Annotated in this window: 21 protein-coding genes; 15 read left to right on the top strand and 6 right to left on the bottom strand. The window is 69.0% G+C overall.

Annotated features, from left to right (window positions below):
- Positions 1-73: 73 nt before the first annotated feature.
- The 5 genes from AC3WRN_RS04580 (at position 74) to AC3WRN_RS04600 (ending at position 2,632) form a co-directional block, all read left to right on the top strand.
- Positions 74-361 (top strand): hypothetical protein, encoded by a 288-nt coding sequence (locus AC3WRN_RS04580; protein WP_492622083.1) that lies wholly within the window; start codon positions 74-76, stop codon positions 359-361.
- Positions 358-870: a transcriptional repressor gene (locus AC3WRN_RS04585; protein WP_492622084.1), complete on the top strand. Its 513-nt coding sequence runs from the start codon at positions 358-360 to the stop codon at positions 868-870. Before AC3WRN_RS04580 ends, AC3WRN_RS04585 begins: the two co-directional genes overlap by 4 nt.
- A gap of 97 nt (positions 871-967) precedes the next feature.
- Positions 968-1,402 (top strand): MerC domain-containing protein, encoded by a 435-nt coding sequence (locus AC3WRN_RS04590; protein ID WP_492622085.1) that lies wholly within the window; start codon positions 968-970, stop codon positions 1,400-1,402.
- A gap of 58 nt (positions 1,403-1,460) precedes the next feature.
- On the top strand, positions 1,461-2,405 hold the full coding sequence (locus tag AC3WRN_RS04595) for a cation diffusion facilitator family transporter (RefSeq protein ID WP_492622086.1): 945 nt from the start codon (positions 1,461-1,463) through the stop codon (positions 2,403-2,405).
- A gap of 65 nt (positions 2,406-2,470) precedes the next feature.
- Complete coding sequence (locus tag AC3WRN_RS04600; protein WP_015447337.1) at positions 2,471-2,632, top strand: 30S ribosomal protein THX; 162 nt, start codon at positions 2,471-2,473, stop codon at positions 2,630-2,632.
- An 84-nt stretch (positions 2,633-2,716) separates the two neighbouring features.
- Here AC3WRN_RS04600 and AC3WRN_RS04605 read toward each other — a convergent pair whose 3' ends face one another.
- Positions 2,717-3,730, bottom strand: coding sequence for a hypothetical protein (locus AC3WRN_RS04605; RefSeq protein WP_492622087.1), 1,014 nt, complete (start codon positions 3,728-3,730; stop codon positions 2,717-2,719).
- 289 nt (positions 3,731-4,019) lie between these two features.
- Between AC3WRN_RS04605 and AC3WRN_RS04610 the strand changes: the two genes are divergently transcribed.
- The 9 genes from AC3WRN_RS04610 (at position 4,020) to hisIE (ending at position 11,807) form a co-directional block, all read left to right on the top strand.
- Complete coding sequence (locus tag AC3WRN_RS04610; protein ID WP_068090512.1) at positions 4,020-4,355, top strand: YerC/YecD family TrpR-related protein; 336 nt, start codon at positions 4,020-4,022, stop codon at positions 4,353-4,355.
- Entirely contained in the window at positions 4,352-5,245 is an 894-nt protein-coding gene (gene hisG, locus AC3WRN_RS04615) for an ATP phosphoribosyltransferase (protein ID WP_068090511.1), read from the top strand. The genes AC3WRN_RS04610 and hisG overlap by 4 nt, the downstream gene beginning before the upstream one ends.
- Positions 5,246-5,273: 28 nt before the next feature.
- Complete coding sequence (gene hisD / locus AC3WRN_RS04620) at positions 5,274-6,572, top strand: histidinol dehydrogenase (RefSeq protein WP_492622088.1); 1,299 nt, start codon at positions 5,274-5,276, stop codon at positions 6,570-6,572.
- Entirely contained in the window at positions 6,569-7,636 is a 1,068-nt protein-coding gene (hisC, locus tag AC3WRN_RS04625) for a histidinol-phosphate transaminase (protein ID WP_492622089.1), read from the top strand. The genes hisD and hisC overlap by 4 nt, the downstream gene beginning before the upstream one ends.
- Positions 7,637-7,724: 88 nt before the next feature.
- Complete coding sequence (gene hisB, locus AC3WRN_RS04630; protein WP_492622090.1) at positions 7,725-8,789, top strand: bifunctional histidinol-phosphatase/imidazoleglycerol-phosphate dehydratase HisB; 1,065 nt, start codon at positions 7,725-7,727, stop codon at positions 8,787-8,789.
- A gap of 109 nt (positions 8,790-8,898) precedes the next feature.
- Positions 8,899-9,489, top strand: a complete 591-nt coding sequence (gene hisH, locus AC3WRN_RS04635) for an imidazole glycerol phosphate synthase subunit HisH (RefSeq protein WP_492622091.1) — start codon at positions 8,899-8,901, stop codon at positions 9,487-9,489.
- On the top strand, positions 9,486-10,214 hold the full coding sequence (gene hisA / locus AC3WRN_RS04640) for a 1-(5-phosphoribosyl)-5-[(5-phosphoribosylamino)methylideneamino]imidazole-4-carboxamide isomerase (protein ID WP_492622092.1): 729 nt from the start codon (positions 9,486-9,488) through the stop codon (positions 10,212-10,214). The genes hisH and hisA overlap by 4 nt, the downstream gene beginning before the upstream one ends.
- Positions 10,207-11,076, top strand: coding sequence for an imidazole glycerol phosphate synthase subunit HisF (gene hisF / locus AC3WRN_RS04645; protein WP_492622263.1), 870 nt, complete (start codon positions 10,207-10,209; stop codon positions 11,074-11,076). Before hisA ends, hisF begins: the two co-directional genes overlap by 8 nt.
- Positions 11,077-11,180: 104 nt before the next feature.
- Positions 11,181-11,807: a bifunctional phosphoribosyl-AMP cyclohydrolase/phosphoribosyl-ATP diphosphatase HisIE gene (gene hisIE, locus AC3WRN_RS04650; protein ID WP_492622093.1), complete on the top strand. Its 627-nt coding sequence runs from the start codon at positions 11,181-11,183 to the stop codon at positions 11,805-11,807.
- Positions 11,808-11,813: 6 nt separating this feature from the next.
- Here hisIE and AC3WRN_RS04655 read toward each other — a convergent pair whose 3' ends face one another.
- From AC3WRN_RS04655 to AC3WRN_RS04670, 4 genes are read right to left on the bottom strand one after another with little or no spacing between them, the layout of a single operon-like run.
- Positions 11,814-12,824, bottom strand: a complete 1,011-nt coding sequence (locus AC3WRN_RS04655) for a C13 family peptidase (RefSeq protein WP_492622094.1) — start codon at positions 12,822-12,824, stop codon at positions 11,814-11,816.
- Between the two features lie 19 nt (positions 12,825-12,843).
- The gene (gene mtnC, locus AC3WRN_RS04660) at positions 12,844-13,530 is read right to left on the bottom strand and encodes an acireductone synthase (RefSeq protein WP_492622095.1); all 687 of its coding nucleotides are present in this window, start codon (positions 13,528-13,530) and stop codon (positions 12,844-12,846) included.
- Positions 13,531-13,589: 59 nt separating this feature from the next.
- A complete protein-coding gene (locus AC3WRN_RS04665) occupies positions 13,590-14,153 on the bottom strand; it encodes a 1,2-dihydroxy-3-keto-5-methylthiopentene dioxygenase (protein WP_492622096.1) in 564 nt (187 codons plus the stop codon).
- Complete coding sequence (locus AC3WRN_RS04670; RefSeq protein WP_492622097.1) at positions 14,150-14,800, bottom strand: methylthioribulose 1-phosphate dehydratase; 651 nt, start codon at positions 14,798-14,800, stop codon at positions 14,150-14,152. The genes AC3WRN_RS04665 and AC3WRN_RS04670 overlap by 4 nt, the downstream gene beginning before the upstream one ends.
- A 165-nt stretch (positions 14,801-14,965) precedes the next feature.
- On the opposite strand from AC3WRN_RS04670, the gene AC3WRN_RS04675 reads away from it, so the two are divergent.
- On the top strand, positions 14,966-15,298 hold the full coding sequence (locus AC3WRN_RS04675) for a high-potential iron-sulfur protein (protein WP_492622098.1): 333 nt from the start codon (positions 14,966-14,968) through the stop codon (positions 15,296-15,298).
- Positions 15,299-15,709: 411 nt separating this feature from the next.
- Here AC3WRN_RS04675 and AC3WRN_RS04680 read toward each other — a convergent pair whose 3' ends face one another.
- Positions 15,710-17,188, bottom strand: coding sequence for an amino acid permease (locus tag AC3WRN_RS04680; protein ID WP_492622099.1), 1,479 nt, complete (start codon positions 17,186-17,188; stop codon positions 15,710-15,712).
- Positions 17,189-17,256 lie beyond the last annotated feature (68 nt).

Genomic DNA, 17,256 nt, shown 5'->3' on the forward strand with positions numbered 1-17,256 from the left:
CGGCGCCCTCTTGCGTGCGGGCCCCGCCTGCGGACAGCATCGCGCCTATCCTAACGGCAGGCGTGCGCATCGCATGAACGAATGGCTGGACAGGGCGGCCGCGGGAATCGACCCCGCCGCACCGGATGCCTTCTGGCAGATCTTCCTCAACCTGATGCGGCTGGTGCCGTGGGCGGCGCTGTTCTGGTGGAGCCTGCTGTTTGTCCTGGTCGGCGCGCTGCTCGGCTGGTGGCGGGGACGGCTGGTCGAGGGCATCGTGTGGGCCGCGCTGCTGGGGCCGCTGGGCTGGTTGGCGGTGCTGGCCCGGCCGCGTCGCGTGCCGCCGCCGCTGCCCGGGCGGGGGCGTGGCAGGGGTGTATGATCACTGCCGAGGTGACCCCATTGACGACTGCCATCTCCGCCAAGCCGCACCCGCATCACCATCATCACCACGACGACCCCAGGGGGTTCGTGGCGGCGGTGGAACTCGCCAGCGAGAAGCGCGGCCTGCGCCTGACCACGCTGCGCCGCGAGGTGCTGGAGCTGGTCGCCGCCGCGGACAAGCCGATCAAGGCCTACGATCTGCTCGACCAGTTGCGCGAGCGGCATGGCAATGCGGCGCCGCCCACGGTCTACCGTGCGCTCGATTTCCTGCTCGAGAACGGCTTCATCCACAAGCTGGAGTCGATCAACGCCTTCGTCTCCTGCCACCACCCGGCCGAGGCGCACCAGGTGCCGTTCCTGATCTGCGATACCTGTTCCAGCGCGGAGGAGGTCTGCGACGAACGGGTGGCCGAACTCATCGAGGCGCAGGCCAGGGCGCTCGGTTTCCGGCCGCAGGCGCAGACGCTGGAGGTGCACGGCACCTGCAGGCATTGCCGCAAGGGTTGAGCGGCGGTACCGGGATCTGGCGTTTTGTGATGTTATAAAGTAACATTGTGCCGACCGGGTACAGAGTCGCCACGTCTGGCGACGCCGGCACGGGCCGATGGATTCCGAGCAGACAGGCAAAACGCGCTGGTGGCACGCGGCCGATCGCATAGGCGCGACGGCGTCGTTCCTGTGCGCGATCCACTGCGCGCTGCTGCCGTTCGTGCTGGCGGTGCTGCCGCTGGTGGGCCTGGAATTCCTGGCCGACCATCGCTTCGAGCGCGGCTTCGTGATGTTCGCCTGTGCACTGGCCCTGGTGGCGCTGGTCCGCGGCTTTCGCCGCCACGAGCAACCACTGCCGCTGCTGCTGGCGATTCCCGGGCTGGCCCTGCTGTTGCTCGGGGTCACCTATGCCGAGGGGTATGCGACCGCCCTGCACGGCGTGCTGGTGACTTCCGGCGGCCTGCTGCTGGCCGGCGCGCATTTCGTCAACCTGCGCCGTGATCGGCGCTATGCCCGCGATCACGTGCACGGCCCGCAGTGCGCGCATTGAGCCGCGCCGCGGCCCCTCGTGATTGTGTAACGGCGACCGTCGTTCCTAGCATGCGCGCGTGAACGCCACGCACGCCCACCACCATGATCATGCGCATCCGCACGAACACGCCGCGGCGGTTGGCGGGCGCGCGCGCAAGCTGCTGTTCGCGTTCGTGCTGACCGTCCTGATGATGGTGGCCGAGGTGGTCGGCGGCATGTGGTCCGGCTCGCTGGCCCTGCTCGCCGACGCCGGCCACATGATGGTCGATGCGCTGGCCCTGCTGCTGGCGGTGGTCGGCGCCTGGATGGCGACCCGGCCGGCCGATGCGCGGCGCAGCTATGGCTACGGCCGCATCGAGGTCCTGGCGGGTTTCGTCAATGCGCTGAGCCAGTTCGTGCTGGTCGGCTGGATCGTCTACGAAGCGGTTGCGCGCCTGCTGCACCCTGGGGAAATCCTGTCCGGGGTGATGCTGGTGGTGGCGATCGTGGGCCTGCTGGTGAATGTGCTGGTGCTGCGCATCCTGTACGGGCATGCGCACGACGACGTCAACCTGGCCAGCGCCAGCCTGCACGTGCTGGGTGACCTGCTCGGCTCGCTGGCGGCGGTGCTGGCGGCGCTGGCGATCCGCTGGTTCGGCTGGCTCTGGGCCGATCCGCTGCTGTCGCTGCTGGTGTCGCTGCTGATCCTGGGCAGCGCGTGGCGATTGCTGCGGATGTCCGCGCACATCCTGCTGGAAGGCGTACCCGACGGCATGGACAGCGCCCAGGTGGAGGCGGCGCTGCGCACCGCCGATCCGGGCATCCGCGACATCCACCACCTGCATGTGTGGCAGCTGGCATCCGGTTCGCGCATGGCGACCCTGCATGCCGAACTGGGCGAGCATGCCGATGGCGCGAGAGCCCTGCAGGCGATCAACCGGATGCTGGCGGAGCGTTTCGGGATCCAGCACGTGACCGTGCAGATCGATCCGGGCGAGTGCTTCGACGCCAGCGGGGACTGCGCCGGGCACGCGCACCGTTGACATGACGCAGCGGTCCGACACTGCTATGATCACCGGCCGTTCATCCGATAAATCAAGGAGTTCCCATGGGTAAGGGCGATCGCAAGACCCGCCGCGGCAAGACTTATCGCGGCAGCTACGGCAATACCCGTGCGCACGGCGTGCTGCCGGCCGTGGTCGGCGCCAAGCCGACCGTGACCAAGCCGGCCGCCGCCAAGAAGGCCGCGCCAAAGAAGAAGTCGGCCTGAGCCGGTTTGCATCGAGCAAAAAAAGCCCCGCCTCGGCGGGGCTTTTTTGTGGGCGGACCGCGCCGCGTGGCAGGCGGTCGCGGGTCAGAAACGGTACTGCGCGCCCACCGACCACAGCTGGCGCGGCTCCAGCTGCAGGCCGTTGACGCGTTGCCAGACGGGCAGCTGGACGAAAGCGAACGCGTTCAGCCGCGGACCGAGCTTCACGCTGATGCCCGGGCTGAGGTAGGCGAACGTCGCGCCGCTGTTGGGGCGGTCGGACTGCGGGCCGCTTTCGCGCCGCTCGCTGTGGATGTTGAGCTGCAGCTGGGGGGTGATGCGCTTCATGCCGAGATAGCGCACGCCGAAGTCGATATTCAGCGAATTGCCGGGCCGGAAACCGCTCCGCGCGTCCAGCGGAACCTGCGCCATGGCCTGGCCGAAGTAGGCCAGCGCATCGCTGAGGTAGCCGAATTTGTACACGCCGATCAGCGCGTCGGTGGTGCCGGTGCCCAGTTGCAGGCCGCGGTCGAGTGGCTGGCCGGCCTGCGGGCCGGCCGCGAAGTTCTGGGTGAAGCGCCCGGTGGGCAGTTTCACGCCGAACTGCATGCCGAGGCCGGCATCCTCGCTGAAGCCCTGGTAGCGCGCGAGCAGGCGCAGGTCGCCGATGCCCCGCGCATCGGAAGTGGAGATGTCGGTGTCGCCGGCGGCGATGGTCTGGTGGTGGCGGTCGGTGTACGGCAACTGGGCCGAGATGCCCCAGTAGCGCGAGAAGTTGTAGTCCGCGCCGAGCAGGGTGGTGTGGTTGATGGTCTTGCGCTGCACCTCCTCGTCGGCGGGGTACTGGAATGCCGAGCGGTTGACGGTATCGGTGCCGTGCATCAGCCGCGACTGGTCGAAGTAGTCCTCGCGCACGCTGAGGTGCAGGCCGCTGCTGGTGGCGTAGCCCTGGCTGGACCAGTCCGAGTTGAGCGAGCAGCCGCAGGTGGAGCAGGCGTTCGCCAGCGCCGGGGCCAGTGCGACCGCGAACAGCGTGGCGGCGGCGAGGCGTCGATGGCGTGCGCACGGCCGCGGCGACCGGGAGCCGATGTGCGACTGGTATGAGTCCGGATGTTCCACGTGCGCTCTCGATGGGCTGGATTGACTTCGTCATTGTCCCACCGCGACGGCTGCGCCAGTTGCGGCGTGACGCCGCAACCGGCTGACCCAGGGCCGGACGCGGGTTGGATGCGTCGGCAGGCGGACAGGTTCCCGCCGGTCCGCGCCGCGCGGCAGGCCTGCCGCATGCTGCGTCGGAGTGCACGCCGGCCAAACTGAATGGTGGCTCGATCCGTGCCGGCTGCCCGGTTTGCGGCGGTGCCGCATGCCATGTATGATGCGCACCATTGTATTAATGCATTAGTACGTTATGAAGCGTCGATCGCGCGATCCCGAGACCCCGGCCGAGTCCGCCGAGCAGAGCCTGTGCGAGGCGCTGCTGTCGCTGAAGAACGTCGAGGAGATGGCTGCCTTCCTGGGCGACCTGTGCACCCCGGCCGAGCTCGAGGTACTGGTGGACCGCTGGCGGGTAGTGCCGTTCCTGCTCGATGGCGTGCCGTACCGCGAGATCCACGAGCACACGGCGGTCAGCATCACCACCATCGGCCGGGTCGCGCGCTATCTCAACCAGGGCAACGGCGGCTACCTGGCCGCTGCGGCCCGCGCGGCGCGGCGGCAGGCCCAAACCACGAGGAAGAAGGCATGAAGCCGCGCGACCGTTTGCGCATCGCGATGCAGAAATCCGGCCGGCTCACCGAGCCGGCGCTGGACCTGCTGACCCGCTGCGGGCTCACCTTCCGGCAGAGCCGCGACAAGCTGTTCTGCTTCGGCGAGGGCGAGCCGGTGGATCTGCTGCTGGTGCGCGACGACGACATCCCCGGCCTGATCGCGCAGGGCGTGTGCGATCTCGGCATCGTCGGGCGCAACGTGCTCAGCGAATTCCAGCTCACCGGCGGACGCGAGGCCGAGCCGCTGGCCGAGCTGCGCCCGCTCGGCTTCGGCCGCTGCCGGCTGTCGATCGCGGTGCCGCAGGAGCTGGATTACCGCGAGCCGCGGCAGCTGCAGGGGCGGCGCATCGCCACCTCGTATCCCGGCCTGCTCGGTGAATGGTTGCGCGCGCAGGGCGTCGATGCCGGCGTGGTGACCCTGGCCGGCTCGGTCGAGATCGCGCCGAAGCTCGGTACCGCCGATGCGATCTGCGACCTGGTGCAGAGCGGCGGCACGCTGGTGGCGAACCAGCTGCGCGAAGCCGACGTGCTGCTGCAGAGCGAGGCGGTGCTGGCCGGCCCGCTGGCGCTGCCGGCGGACGAACGCGGCGACCTGCTGGAGCTGCTGCTGAAGCGGCTGGACGGGGTGATCCAGGTGCGCGAGTCGCGCCTGCTGCTGCTGCAGACCTCGCGCCACTCGCTGGAGGCGGTGACCCGGCTGCTGCCGGGCGGCCCGCAGCCGACCCTGCTGCCGGTGGCCGGCCAGCCGGATCAATTGATGCTGCAGGCGCTGTGTGCCGGCGAGGTGAGCTGGCGGCAGCTGGAAGAGATCAAGAAGGCCGGGGCGCGCGAGATGTTCGTATTGCCGGTGGAGAAAATGTTGGCATGAGTCAGGTTGGCATGAAGAGCAGGTTCGCATGAAACGTCTGGACTGGAACGCCCTGGATGAAGCGGCGCGCAGCGAAGCGCTGGCGCGCCCCGCGCAGTCGCGTGCCGATGAACTGCGTCGCGGCGTCGAGCGGATCATCGCTGCCGTGCGTGAACGCGGCGACACGGCGCTGCGCGAACTGAGCGCGAAATACGACTGCTGCGCACTTGACGCGATCGCGGTGGGCGAGGCCGAATTCGCCGCGGCCGAGGCTTCCCTCGATCCGGCCCTGAAGGCGGCGATCCGCGAAGCGGCGGCGCGCATCGAGCTATTCCACCGCGCGGCGGCGTTGCAGCCGGTGGCGGTGGATACCGCGCCCGGCGTGCGGGTGGAGCGCATGCTGCGGCCGATCGGCCGGGTCGGCCTGTACGTGCCGGCCGGCAGCGCCCCCTTGCCGTCGACCGCCTTGATGCTGGGCGTGCCGGCGCACATCGCCGGTTGCCGCGAGGTGGTGCTGTGCTCGCCGGCGCGCGCCGACGGCCGCTGCGACGAGGCGGTGCTGTATGCCGCGCGCCTCACCGGCGTGCACAAAGTGTTCAAGCTGGGCGGCGCGCAGGCGATCGCCGCGATGGCCTACGGCACCGCCAGCGTGCCGAAGTGCGACAAGCTGTTCGGCCCCGGCAACGCCTGGGTCACCGAGGCGAAGCTGCAGGTGTCGTCCGACCCGGACGGCGTCGCTATCGACATGCCGGCCGGCCCGTCGGAAGTGCTGGTGATCGCCGATGCCGAGGCGAACCCGGTGTTCGTCGCCGCCGACCTGCTGTCGCAGGCCGAGCACGGGCCGGATTCGCAGGTGATCCTGCTGAGCCCGTCCGCCGGCCTGCTCGACCGGGCGGCGGCCGAGGTCGAACGCCAGTGCGCCGAATTGCCGCGCGGGGCGATCGCCGGCCGGGCGCTGGCGCAGAGCCGGCTGATCGCCGTCGATTCGCTGGCGCAGGCGGTGGAAGTGAGCAATCGCTACGCGCCCGAACACCTGATCCTGCAGGTGGCCGCGCCGCGAGCGCTGCTCGACGGCATCGAGAGCGCCGGCTCGGTCTTCCTCGGCCAGTGGACGCCCGAATCGGTGGGCGACTACTGCAGCGGCAGCAACCATGTGCTGCCGACCTACGGCTACGCGCGCAGCTACAGCGGCGTGTCGGTGGGCAGTTACCAAAAGCAGATCAGCGTGCAGGAAGTCAGCGCCGACGGCCTGCGCAATATCGGCCCGTGCACCGCCACGCTGGCGGCGGCGGAGCAGCTGGAGGCGCACCGCCGTGCGGTGACCCTGCGCCTGGAGGCCCTGGCATGAGCGTGCTCGATCTGGCGCGGCCGGAGATCCGCGCGATGCAGCCGTACTCCTCGGCGCGAATGGAGGCCAGCGGCGGCGAGGTCTTTCTCAACGCCAACGAATCGGCGTGGACGCCGGTGGGCGACGGCGGCCTCGGCTGCAACCGCTACCCCGAGCCGCAGCCGGCGGCGCTGCTCGAGGCGCTGGCGGCGCTCTACGGCGTGCGGCGCGAACAGCTGCTGGTCGGCCGCGGCAGCGACGAGGCGATCGACCTGCTGGTGCGCGCGTTCTGCCGCGCCGGCCGCGACGCGATCCTGATCCAGCCGCCCACGTTCGGCATGTACGCGGTGTGCGCTCGGGTGCAGGACGCGGGCATCGTCGAGGTGCCGCTGGCGGCGGATTTCACCCTGGACGCGGATGCCGTGCTGGCCGCGCTGACCCCGGCGGTGAAGCTGGTCTTCATCTGCACGCCGAACAATCCCACCGGCCAGCTGGTGCCGCGTGCCGATGTCGAACGGCTGGCGCAGGCGCTGGCCGGCCGTGCGCTGCTGGTGGTGGACGAGGCCTATGTGGAATTCGCCGAGCGGGGCAGTGCGGCCGACCTGATCGACCGCTACGACAACCTTGCCGTGCTGCGTACCTTGTCCAAGGCCTGGGCGCTGGCCGGCGTGCGTATCGGCAGCCTGCTGGCGAACGCCGATGTGATCGCGCTGCTGCGCCGGATCATGGCGCCGTACCCGCTGCCGCTGCCGAGCGTGGATGCGGCGCTGCTGGCGCTGTCCGGCTGGGGCCAGGCGAACGCGCGCGAGCGCATCGGCATCGTGCGCGGGGAGCGCGCACGGATGCAGGTGGCGCTGCGCCGGTCGCCCGGGGTGCGCGAGGTGCTGCCGTCGCAGGCGAACTTCCTCGCCGTACGCTTCGACGATGCCGGCGCCGCCTACCGGCGCCTGCTTGCCGCCGGCATCGTGGTGCGCGACGTGCGCCGCTACCCGAACCTCGGCGACGCGCTGCGCATCACCATCGGCACCCCCGCGGAGAACGATCGGGTGCTGGCTGTGCTGCGGGAGGTCGTGCCATGTGCCTGAACCGTAGGAGCGCACCGTGTGCGCGAAAACCGGTTGGTGAAGTCGTTACGCGGATCGCGCACAGGGTGCGCTCCTACGGGAGGTTTGCGTGAGCCGCAAGATCCTCTTTGTCGACCGTGACGGCTGCCTGATCGAGGAGCCGGCCGACGAACAGATCGACAGCTACGAGAAGCTGGCCCTGCTGCCCGGCGTGATCGCCGCGCTGCAGCGCTTCGTCGCCGCCGGCTACGAGCTGGTGATGGTGACCAACCAGGACGGCCTGGGCACCGACAGTTTCCCGGAGCCGCATTTCACCGGGCCGCACGAACTGCTGATGCGCATCCTCGCCTCGCAGGGCATCCGCTTCCGCGAAGTGCTGATCGACCGCAGCTTCCCGCACGAGGACAGGGACACGCGCAAGCCCGGCGTGGGCATGCTGCGCCACTACCTGGCCGACGACGGCTGGAGCCGTGCGGCGTCGGCGATGGTCGGCGACCGCGAAACCGACCTGCAGTTCGCCGCGAACATGGGCGTGCGCGGGTTCCGCGTCGGCGCGCAGGGCGTGGGCTGGGAGGAACTGGCCCACCAGCTGCTCGATGCGCCGCGCGTGGCCACGGTGGTGCGCAACACGAAGGAAACCCGCATCACGGTCAGCGTGGACCTGGACAAGGTGGCCGAACCGCAGGCGCACACCGGGCTCGGCTTCTTCGACCACATGCTGGAGCAGATCGGCAAGCACGGCGGCTTCGCGCTGAAGCTCGACTGCGACGGCGACACCCACATCGACGAGCATCACACCATCGAGGATTGCGCGCTGGCGCTCGGCAGCGCCTTGAAGCAGGCGCTGGGCGACAAGCGCGGCATCGGCCGCTACGGCTTCACCTTGCCGATGGACGAGGCGCAGGCCAGCGCCGCGCTGGACCTGTCCGGCCGGCCGTACTTCGTGTTCGAGGGCAGTTTTCCGCGCGAGCGCGTGGGCGAGGTGCCGACCGAACTGGTGCCGCATTTCTTCCGTTCGTTGTGCGAGACGCTGGGCGCGAACCTGCACCTGAGCGTGCGCGGCGACAACGCGCACCACATGGTCGAGGCCTGCTTCAAGGTGGTGGCGCGCACGCTGCGCCTGGCGATCGCCCGCTCCGGCAGCGAACTGCCCAGCACCAAGGGAAGCCTGTAATGTGGCGATCAATGCACATCGGCGCAGGAGCGCACCCTGTGCGCGTTAGCTCTTCGCCACGCGATGGAAAGCATCGCGCACAAGGTGTGCTCCTGCGTGCGAGGTACGTGTGATGGTGGTCCTTGTCGACGCCGGCGGCACCAATATCGGCTCGGTACGCTACGCGCTGCAGCGCCTCGGCGCGGATGCCGCGCTCACTGCGGACGCGGCGGCGATCCGCGCCGCCGACAAGGTGATCCTGCCTGGCGTGGGCGCCGCCGGCCCCGGCATGGCGCGGTTGCGCGAGCTGGGCCTGGTCGACGTGCTGCGTTCGCTGGAACAGCCCGTGCTCGGCGTGTGCCTGGGCATGCAATTGCTGTGCGCGCATTCCGAAGAGAGCGATACCGAGTGTCTGGGTCTGATTCCCGCGCCGGTACGCCGCTTCGTCGAAGCGCCGGGCCTGCGCGTGCCGCATATGGGCTGGAATGGCTTGTCGATCCGGCGGGAACATCCGTTGCTGGCCGGCCTGGACGACGGCGAGCAGGCCTACTTCGTGCACAGCTATGCGGTACCGGTGGGCGACTGGACCCTGGCCACGGCCGACTACGGCGGCGCGTTCTCGGCGGTGATCGCGCATGGCAACTTCCATGGCATGCAATTCCACCCCGAACGCTCGGCCGCCGTCGGCGCGAGGCTGCTGAAGAACTTCCTCGAACTATGAACTTCAACGTGATTCCCGCGATCGACCTGCGTGGCGGCCAGGTGGTGCGCCTGAAGCAGGGCGACTACGCGCAGCAGACCACCTATGCCGCCGATCCGCGCGCGCTGGCGCGGCGCTATGCCGAGGCAGGTGCGCGCTGGCTGCACCTGGTCGACCTGGACGGCGCGCGCTCGGGCAGCCTCGCCAATCTCGCCGTGATCCAGGCGATCGCGGCCGATGGCATGCAGATCCAGGCCGGCGGCGGCGTACGCGGCGAAGACGACTTGCGCCGGCTGTTCGACGCCGGCGTGCAGCGCGCGGTGCTGGGCAGCGTGGCGATCCGCGATCCCGAACTCGTGGCTGGCTGGCTGGGCAGGTACGGTGCCGAACGGCTGACCCTCGCGCTCGATACGCGCCGCCTCGGTGGCCGCTGGAGCCTGCCCAGCGCCGGCTGGACCGAAATCGAGGCGCGCACGCTGGACGAGCTGGCGCCGTGGTACGCCGCGCGCGGCGCGCGCCACCTGCTGTGCACCGACATCGACCGCGACGGCATGCTGGCCGGCTTCAACCTCGATCTCTATCGCCACCTCGCCGCCACGGTGCCGGCGCTGGCCGTGCAGGCTTCCGGCGGCGTGCGCTCGCTGGACGACATCCGCGCCGCGCGCGAAGCCGGCGCGCGGGGCGTGATCCTCGGCCGCGCGCTGCTGGAAGGGCGCTTCACCGTGGCGGAGGCGTTGGCTGCATGAAAAATTTGCTACACAGGTCGATGTTGCCCCTCCCCCTGCATGCCCCAAAGGGACAAGCAGGGGAGGGAGAGTGCGTGGGGCGTGCCTTATGCTGAGCCGCCGCATCATTCCCTGCCTGGACGTGCGCGATGGCCAGGTGGTCAAGGGCGTGCGCTTTCGCGACCACGTGGTGATGGGCGAGATCGTGGAACTGGCCCTGCGCTATCGCGACGAGGGCGCCGACGAGCTGGTGTTCTACGACATCACCGCCAGCCCGGAAGGGCGCAGCGTGGACCGCGGCTGGGTCGAGCGGGTGGCGCGGGTGATCGACATTCCGTTCTGCGTCGCCGGCGGCATCCGCTCGGTGGACGAGGCGCGCGCGGTGCTGCATGCGGGCGCCGACAAGATCTCGGTGAACTCGCCGGCGCTGGAGCGTCCCGCGCTGATCGACGAGCTGGCCGCCGCGTTCGGCGTGCAATGCGTGGTGGTCGGCATCGACTCGCTGCGCGACGCCGACGGCGAGTGGCGCGTGCGCCAGTACACCGGCGACCCCGCGAAGACCCGGGCGCTGCCGCGCCGCACGCTGGACTGGATGGTCGAGGCGCAACGGCGCGGCGCCGGCGAGATCGTGCTCAACTGCATGGGCAGCGACGGCGTGCGCCGCGGCTACGACCTGGAGCAGCTCTCCGCGGCCCGCGCGCTCTGCCGCGTGCCGCTGGTCGCCTCCGGCGGCGCCGGCGAACCGCGACATTTCCGCGATGCCTTCGTCGAGGCCGACGTGGACGGCGCGCTGGCGGCCAGCGTGTTCCATTCGGGAGCGATCGCGATTCCCGCGTTGAAGCGCTATCTGCAAGCCGAAGGCGTACAAGTGAGGAGTGAGTGAAGAGGAGTGAGAGGTGAGAGAAAGCCTGCACGCTTGTGGCCTCTCGCTTTTGCATTCTTTCTCTGCTCACTTCTCTCCACTCACTCCTGCCAATGAGTTGTCCCATGTCTGACGCCAACACTGACATCTCCCGCCTCGACTGGGCCAAGGGCGGTGGCCTGCTGCCGGCGATCGTGCAGCACTGGCTGAGCGGCGAGGTGCTGATGCTCGGCTACATGAATGCCGAGGCGCTGGCGCAGACGCAGGCCAGCGGCCAGGTCACGTTCTACAGCCGCGGCAAGCAACGCCTGTGGACCAAGGGCGAAAGCTCCGGTCACGTGCTGGCGTTGAAGTCGATCCGCGTCGATTGCGACGCCGATACCTTGCTGGTCCAGGCCGAGCCGCATGGCCCGACCTGCCACCTCGGCACCTCCAGCTGCTTCGGCGAAAACCAGCGCCCGCCGCTCGGTTTCCTCGCCGAGCTCGACGCGCTGGTCGCGCAACGCCACGCGGAGCGTCCGGCAGGCAGTTACACCACCAGGTTGTTCGACGGCGGCATTCGCCGCATCGCGCAGAAGGTGGGCGAGGAAGGCGTGGAGACTGCGCTGGCCGCGGTGGCGCAGGACGACGCCGAGCTGCTGGGCGAGGCGGCGGACCTGGTGTTCCATCTCACCGTGGCGCTGCGCGCGCGCGGGCTTGGGCTGGTCGATGTCGTCCGCGTGCTGGCCGACCGGCACGCGGGACGCGGCTGAATCGGGCTATCGGGGAGTGGCGACGGACGCGTTGCCGGCTGGCATTGCCGGCTTGAACGGCAGCGCCGGTCCGGGCGTGATGCCCTTGCGCCACAAGGCGAGCTGCCCGCTGATGCCGCTGCCGATGTCGATCTGCGGCTCGGAAGGAGTGAGCTTGTCCTGCTGTTCCCACCGGCGGATCTCGCCGCTGGCCTGCTTGAAGGCGTCCGCGAAATTGTCGGTGCGGTTCAGCGCATCGACCAGCCACGCCTTGCCGAAGTAGGTGATGTCCGAGTCGCTGCCGCAGCCGAACGAGCTGCGGTCGGCGCGGGCGGCGGTGAGCACCAGGGTGCCAGGGCTGCTCAGCGGCGGGATGAAGCCGCCGGAGTAGCAGGCGTTGACCACGACCACCTTCCACTTGAACGGGTGCATCGCCAGGATGCCGGCGAGGTCGGTGGCGCCGATCGGGTCCAGCGGCAGCGGGTCCATGTCGAGCAGCAGGTTGTGTTCCTCGTCACCGTGGCTGGTGAGGTACAGCAGGAGGATGTCCTGGTCCGGCTGCATCGTCGTGCCCAGGCCCTCGAGCGCGGTTTCCAGGTTGCTCCAGCTGGCCAGCGGACGGGTGGCGAGCGTGGCCGGGTTGTTCTCCAGCACCAGGCTGTGGGCGCTGGCGCCGAAGCGCTGCGCGAACAGTTGCGCGGCGTACTCGGCCTCGTTGCGGAACACGTCCTCGGTGCCGTCGCCGGCGAAGGCCACCAGGTAGAGGTTCGGCCTGCCGGGCACGCGCGGACCGAGCCCGGCCAGCGCTTCGCGCATCATCCGCGGCTGCGCGTACAGGACCTGCTCCGGGGTCGGCCCCTGCCCGGGCCAGTTGTCGAGCGCGATGTCGGCGTCGGATCCCGCGAGCTCCTCCATGCTGGCGGATGTCGCCGGTGCGGGGTGGTCGGCGGCTGCCGGCGCCGGCCGATGGCCCGGCCACCAGAGGGCCAGCAGCACGCCGGCGGCGAATGCGAGCAGGGTGGTCAGGGCGTGGCGCATGGGGGATACGCGTGCGGATTCACGGCGCGATCGCGTCGAAGTCGCGGTAGACGGTGTGGCGCGGCGACTCGGGCAGGGCTTGCGGCTCGCGCACCAGCCAGCCGGTGTGGAAGCCGGCCGCCTGCGCGGCGTCGAGTTCCTCCACGATGTCGGACAGGAACAGCAGGTGGCGGGGCTGTTCGCCGATCGCCTCGGCGATGCGCCGGTAGGAGGAGGACTCGCGTTTCGGGCCGGTTTCGGTGTCGAAGTAGCCGGCGAACAGCGCGCCCAGGTCGCCGGCCTCGCTGTGGCGGAAGAACAGTTTCTGCGCCGGCACCGAGCCGGAGGAGTAGACGTACAGGCGCAGCCCGTCGGCGCGCCACTCGCGCAGCCGCGCGGCCACCTCCGGATAGACGTGCGCGCGGTAGTCGCCGGCCTCGTAGCCATCCTTCCAGATCATGCCCTGCAGCGCCTTCAGCGCGGTGGACTTGCGGTCCTGGTCGATCCATTGCAGCAGCAGTTCGATGATGTCCTGGCGGCGGGCTTCCACCAGCCCGGCTTCCATGGCCGCTTCGTGCAGCCAGTGCTGCACGTCGGGCTTGTCGCCGTGGGTCTCGACGAAAGCCGGCAGGCGCTTGCGCGCGTACGGGAACAGCACGTCGCGCACGAAGTCGATCGAGCTGGTGGTGCCCTCGATGTCGGTGACGATGGCGCGGATTTCGATCATGGCGACGGTGGCGTGGGTGGGCTGGCCAGCATAAACGAATGGCGCGTCGGTGGCCGTTATCAGCCCGGCGTAGCCTGGTGCGGCTGCATCCGCGGGAACTGCTGTGCGATGTCGTCGCCGGTGAAGTTCGCCACCCAGCCTTCCTTGTTGGTGAACAGCCGGATCGCCACGAAGTAGGGCGATTCGCTCATGTCGAACCAGTGGCGGGTGCCGTCCGGCACGCCGATCAGGTCGCCCTGCTCGCACAGCACGTCGTAGACCTTGCCGCCGATGTGCAGGGTGAACTGGCCGGCGCCGGCGACGAAGAAGCGCACCTCGTCCTCGCTGTGGGTGTGCTCGCTGAGGAACTTCTGGCGCAGCGTGGCGCGGTCGGGGTGATCCGGGGCGAGGCTGATCACGTCCACGGCCTGGTAGCTTTCCTCGCGCATCAGGCGGTCGATGTCGCCGCGGTAGGCCGCAATCACCTCGTCCTGGCTGGCGCCCGGCGCGATCGGCTGGCTCGCTTCCCACCGTTCGAAGCGGACGCCGACCTTGCCCAGTTCGGCGGCAATCGCGGCGTGCTCGTCGATCGCCGCCAGCGGCGATTGCGGTCGGGTTTCGTCGAAGATGCGCAATCGGCTCATGATGCCCTCAGTCTTTTCAGGTCAAGTTCGCAGCCGAGCAGGAACTCCAGTGCTTCCAGGTGGCGCCGGGTCTCGGCCATGTCGCGGCCCCAGGTGTAGATGCCGTGGCCGTCGATCAGGTAGGCGTGCAACGGCTTGCCCGCGTCCAGCCAGGCGTCGACCCGGGCCACCAGTTCGGGCATGCGCTGGGTGTTCGGGAACACCGGGATCTCCAGCACGCTCTCGTGGGTGTGGTAGCCGGTGATCGCCTTCTGCAGCTCCCAGCCCTGCAGCCGGATCACACCGTCGCCGGCGAACAGCCGCGAGGCTACGCTCTGCACGTGCGAATGGGTATGCAGCACCGCGTTCACCTCCGGCCAGCGCCGGTAGATCTGGGTGTGCAGCGCCGTTTCGGCGCTGGGGCGGGCGTCGGTGCCGACCGGATTGCCGTCCAGGTCGATCAGCATGATGTCGTCGCGGCCCAGCCGTCCCTTGTGCTTGCCCGAGACGGTGATCGCCGCGTGATCGGCATCGACCCGCATCGAGAAGTTGCTGCTGGTTGCCGGCGTCCAGCCCAGCGCCGACAACTCGCGTGCGGCCTCGGCGATGGCGTCGGCGCGTTGCTCGAACAGGCTGGCGGGAACGGCGGAGGGCAGGGTCTGGCTCATGCAGTTTGGACGTCCAAATGAGCTTGGACTATACCATGCGCCGATCTGCGGCCCGACAGGAATGAGAGCCATTCTCGCAAGTCAGGAAAAATTGACATGACGGGCGTAACATCGGCGCGAATCCGGTGCAGGGTGTGCCGGACAGATCACGACGGAGGCTTGCCCATGTCGAAAGAACAAGATGTCGAATCGCGTCGCCGGTTCCTCAAGGTGGCCGCCGGCACCACGGCGGCAGCCGTGGTGATGGGTGGTTTGCCGCGCTTTGCGCGGGCGGCGGACCTGCCGCCGGTGAGCGAGTCGGATCCGACCGCGAAGGCACTGGGCTATGTGGAAGACGCCACCAAGACCACCAACGCGAAGTACAAGGCCGGCGACGACTGCGCCAATTGCCAGTTCTACACGGGCGGTGCCACCGGTCGCGGTTCGTGCCAGCTGTTCCCGGGCAAGTCGGTGAACGCGAAGGGCTGGTGCGTGTCGCACACGCCGAAGAAAGCCTGATCACACCTTGCCGTGAATCACATGGAAAGGCCGGCTCATCGCCGGCCTTTTTGTTGTCGTGTTCCGGAAGAGGCGGCCTGGTGGGGCGTGATGCAGTCCGGTGCGCAGACAAAAGTGCGGCCCGGACACATCAGGTCGAGGAGCTACCCACCTGACGCGCCGAGCCGCGATCCGGGGCCCACTGCCAAGTGATCAACCCGCGGACTGAGGATGATACTCCCGAGTTCGCCGAATGGGCGACCGATCCCGGGATTTCTCTTGGAAAATTCTCGTTAACACATTGAAATATAAAGAAATATTCCATTGATTTCGAGATTTCCCAAAAATTTTTGCAGTTCCTGCGGATAAGCATCATCCCCGACACCTGTCGGTAAATGGCGTTTTTTCGACGATATTCGACGAAATTATGCGTCAGGGCGAGGTAGCGTCCGTTGCCGCGCCGCGCAGGTGGCTGTGCCGGAGGCTGTAGCCGAAATAGACCAGCAGGCCGATGAACGTCCAGACCACCATCAGCGTCCAGTTGTACCAGGCCATGGTGGACAGCAGGGCGAGGCAGCTGAGGATGCCGAGCGTGCAGATCACCGGCGCGAACGGCACGCGGAAGGTGCGCGGCAGCTCCGGCCGGGTATGCCGCAGGATCCACACGCCGGCGCAGACGGCGATGAACGCGATCAGCGTGCCCATCGACACCAGGTCGCCCAGCACGTCCAGCGGAAAGACCGCCGCGAGCAGGGAGATGCCGGCACCGGTGATCAGCGTGTTGAGGTGCGGCGTGCGGTAGCGCGGGTGGATCCGGGTGAATACCTTCGGCAGCATGCCGTCGCGGCCCATGATCATGAAGATGCGCGGCTGCGCGATGACCATCACCAGCACCACCGACGACAGGCCGAGCAGCGCGCCGACCTCCACCAGCCAGCGCAGCCATTCCAGTTGCGGGTGCCCGTGCAGGGCTGTCACCACCGGCTCGTCGGTGCCGAGCAGGGTGTACGAGGTCAGGCCGGTCATCACCGCGGCCATCGCGATGTACAGCACGGTGCAGATCGCCAGCGAGGCGAGGATGCCGATCGGCAGGTCGCGCTGCGGGTTGCGCGACTCCTGCGCGGCCACCGAGGTGGCTTCGAAGCCGATGTAGGCGAAGAACACCATCGCCGCGCCGCGCAGCACGCCGTCCCAGCCGTACTTGTAGTGGCCCTGCGACTCGGGCACGAACGGGTGCCAGTTGGACGGGTCGACGTAGCGCCAGCCGACCACGATCACCAGGGTGATGAGGCCGACCTTGAGCGCCACCATCGCGGCGTTGGCCAGGCTCGACTCGCGGATGCCGACGTAGCAGATCCAGGTCAGCAGCATGATCAGCACCACCGCCGGCAGGTTGAACAGCGCCCCGGTGGCAACCAGGTGGTGGTCGGCGGTGAACGCCAGCGGCGCCCGGGTCAGCGCCGAGGGCAGGCTCAGGTCCATGTTGAACGCATGCCCGATGTGGTCGAGCAGGCTGAGGAAGTAGCCGGTCCAGCTCACCGCCACTGCGGAGGCGGACACGCCGTACTCCAGCACCAGGTTCCAGCCAATGAACCAGGCCATCAGCTCGCCCAGGGTGGCATAGGCGTAGGAGTAGGCGCTGCCGGAAACCGGGATCAGCGTGGCGAACTCGGCGTAGCACAGTGCGGTGAACGTGCTGCAGATCGCCGCCAGGATGAAGGACAGGATCACCGCCGGCCCGGCATGGTCGGCCGCCGCCTGGCCGGTGATCACGAAGATGCCGCCGCCGATCACCGCGCCGATGCCGAGGGCGGTCAGGCCCCAGGGCCCGAGGGTACGGCGCAGGGTGGGGCCGTGCGCGTCGTCGGGTTCGTTAAAATCGGTCTTGCGGGCGAGCAGTTGCTTGAGCATGGGGCTTCCGGGCGTGAAGCCGGCACGACACGCGTCGTGCCGGTGGCGTGGCGGTTCACGGGCGCAAC

It is taken from the genome of Rhodanobacter sp. FW101-FHT13A11 (assembly GCF_058790335.1).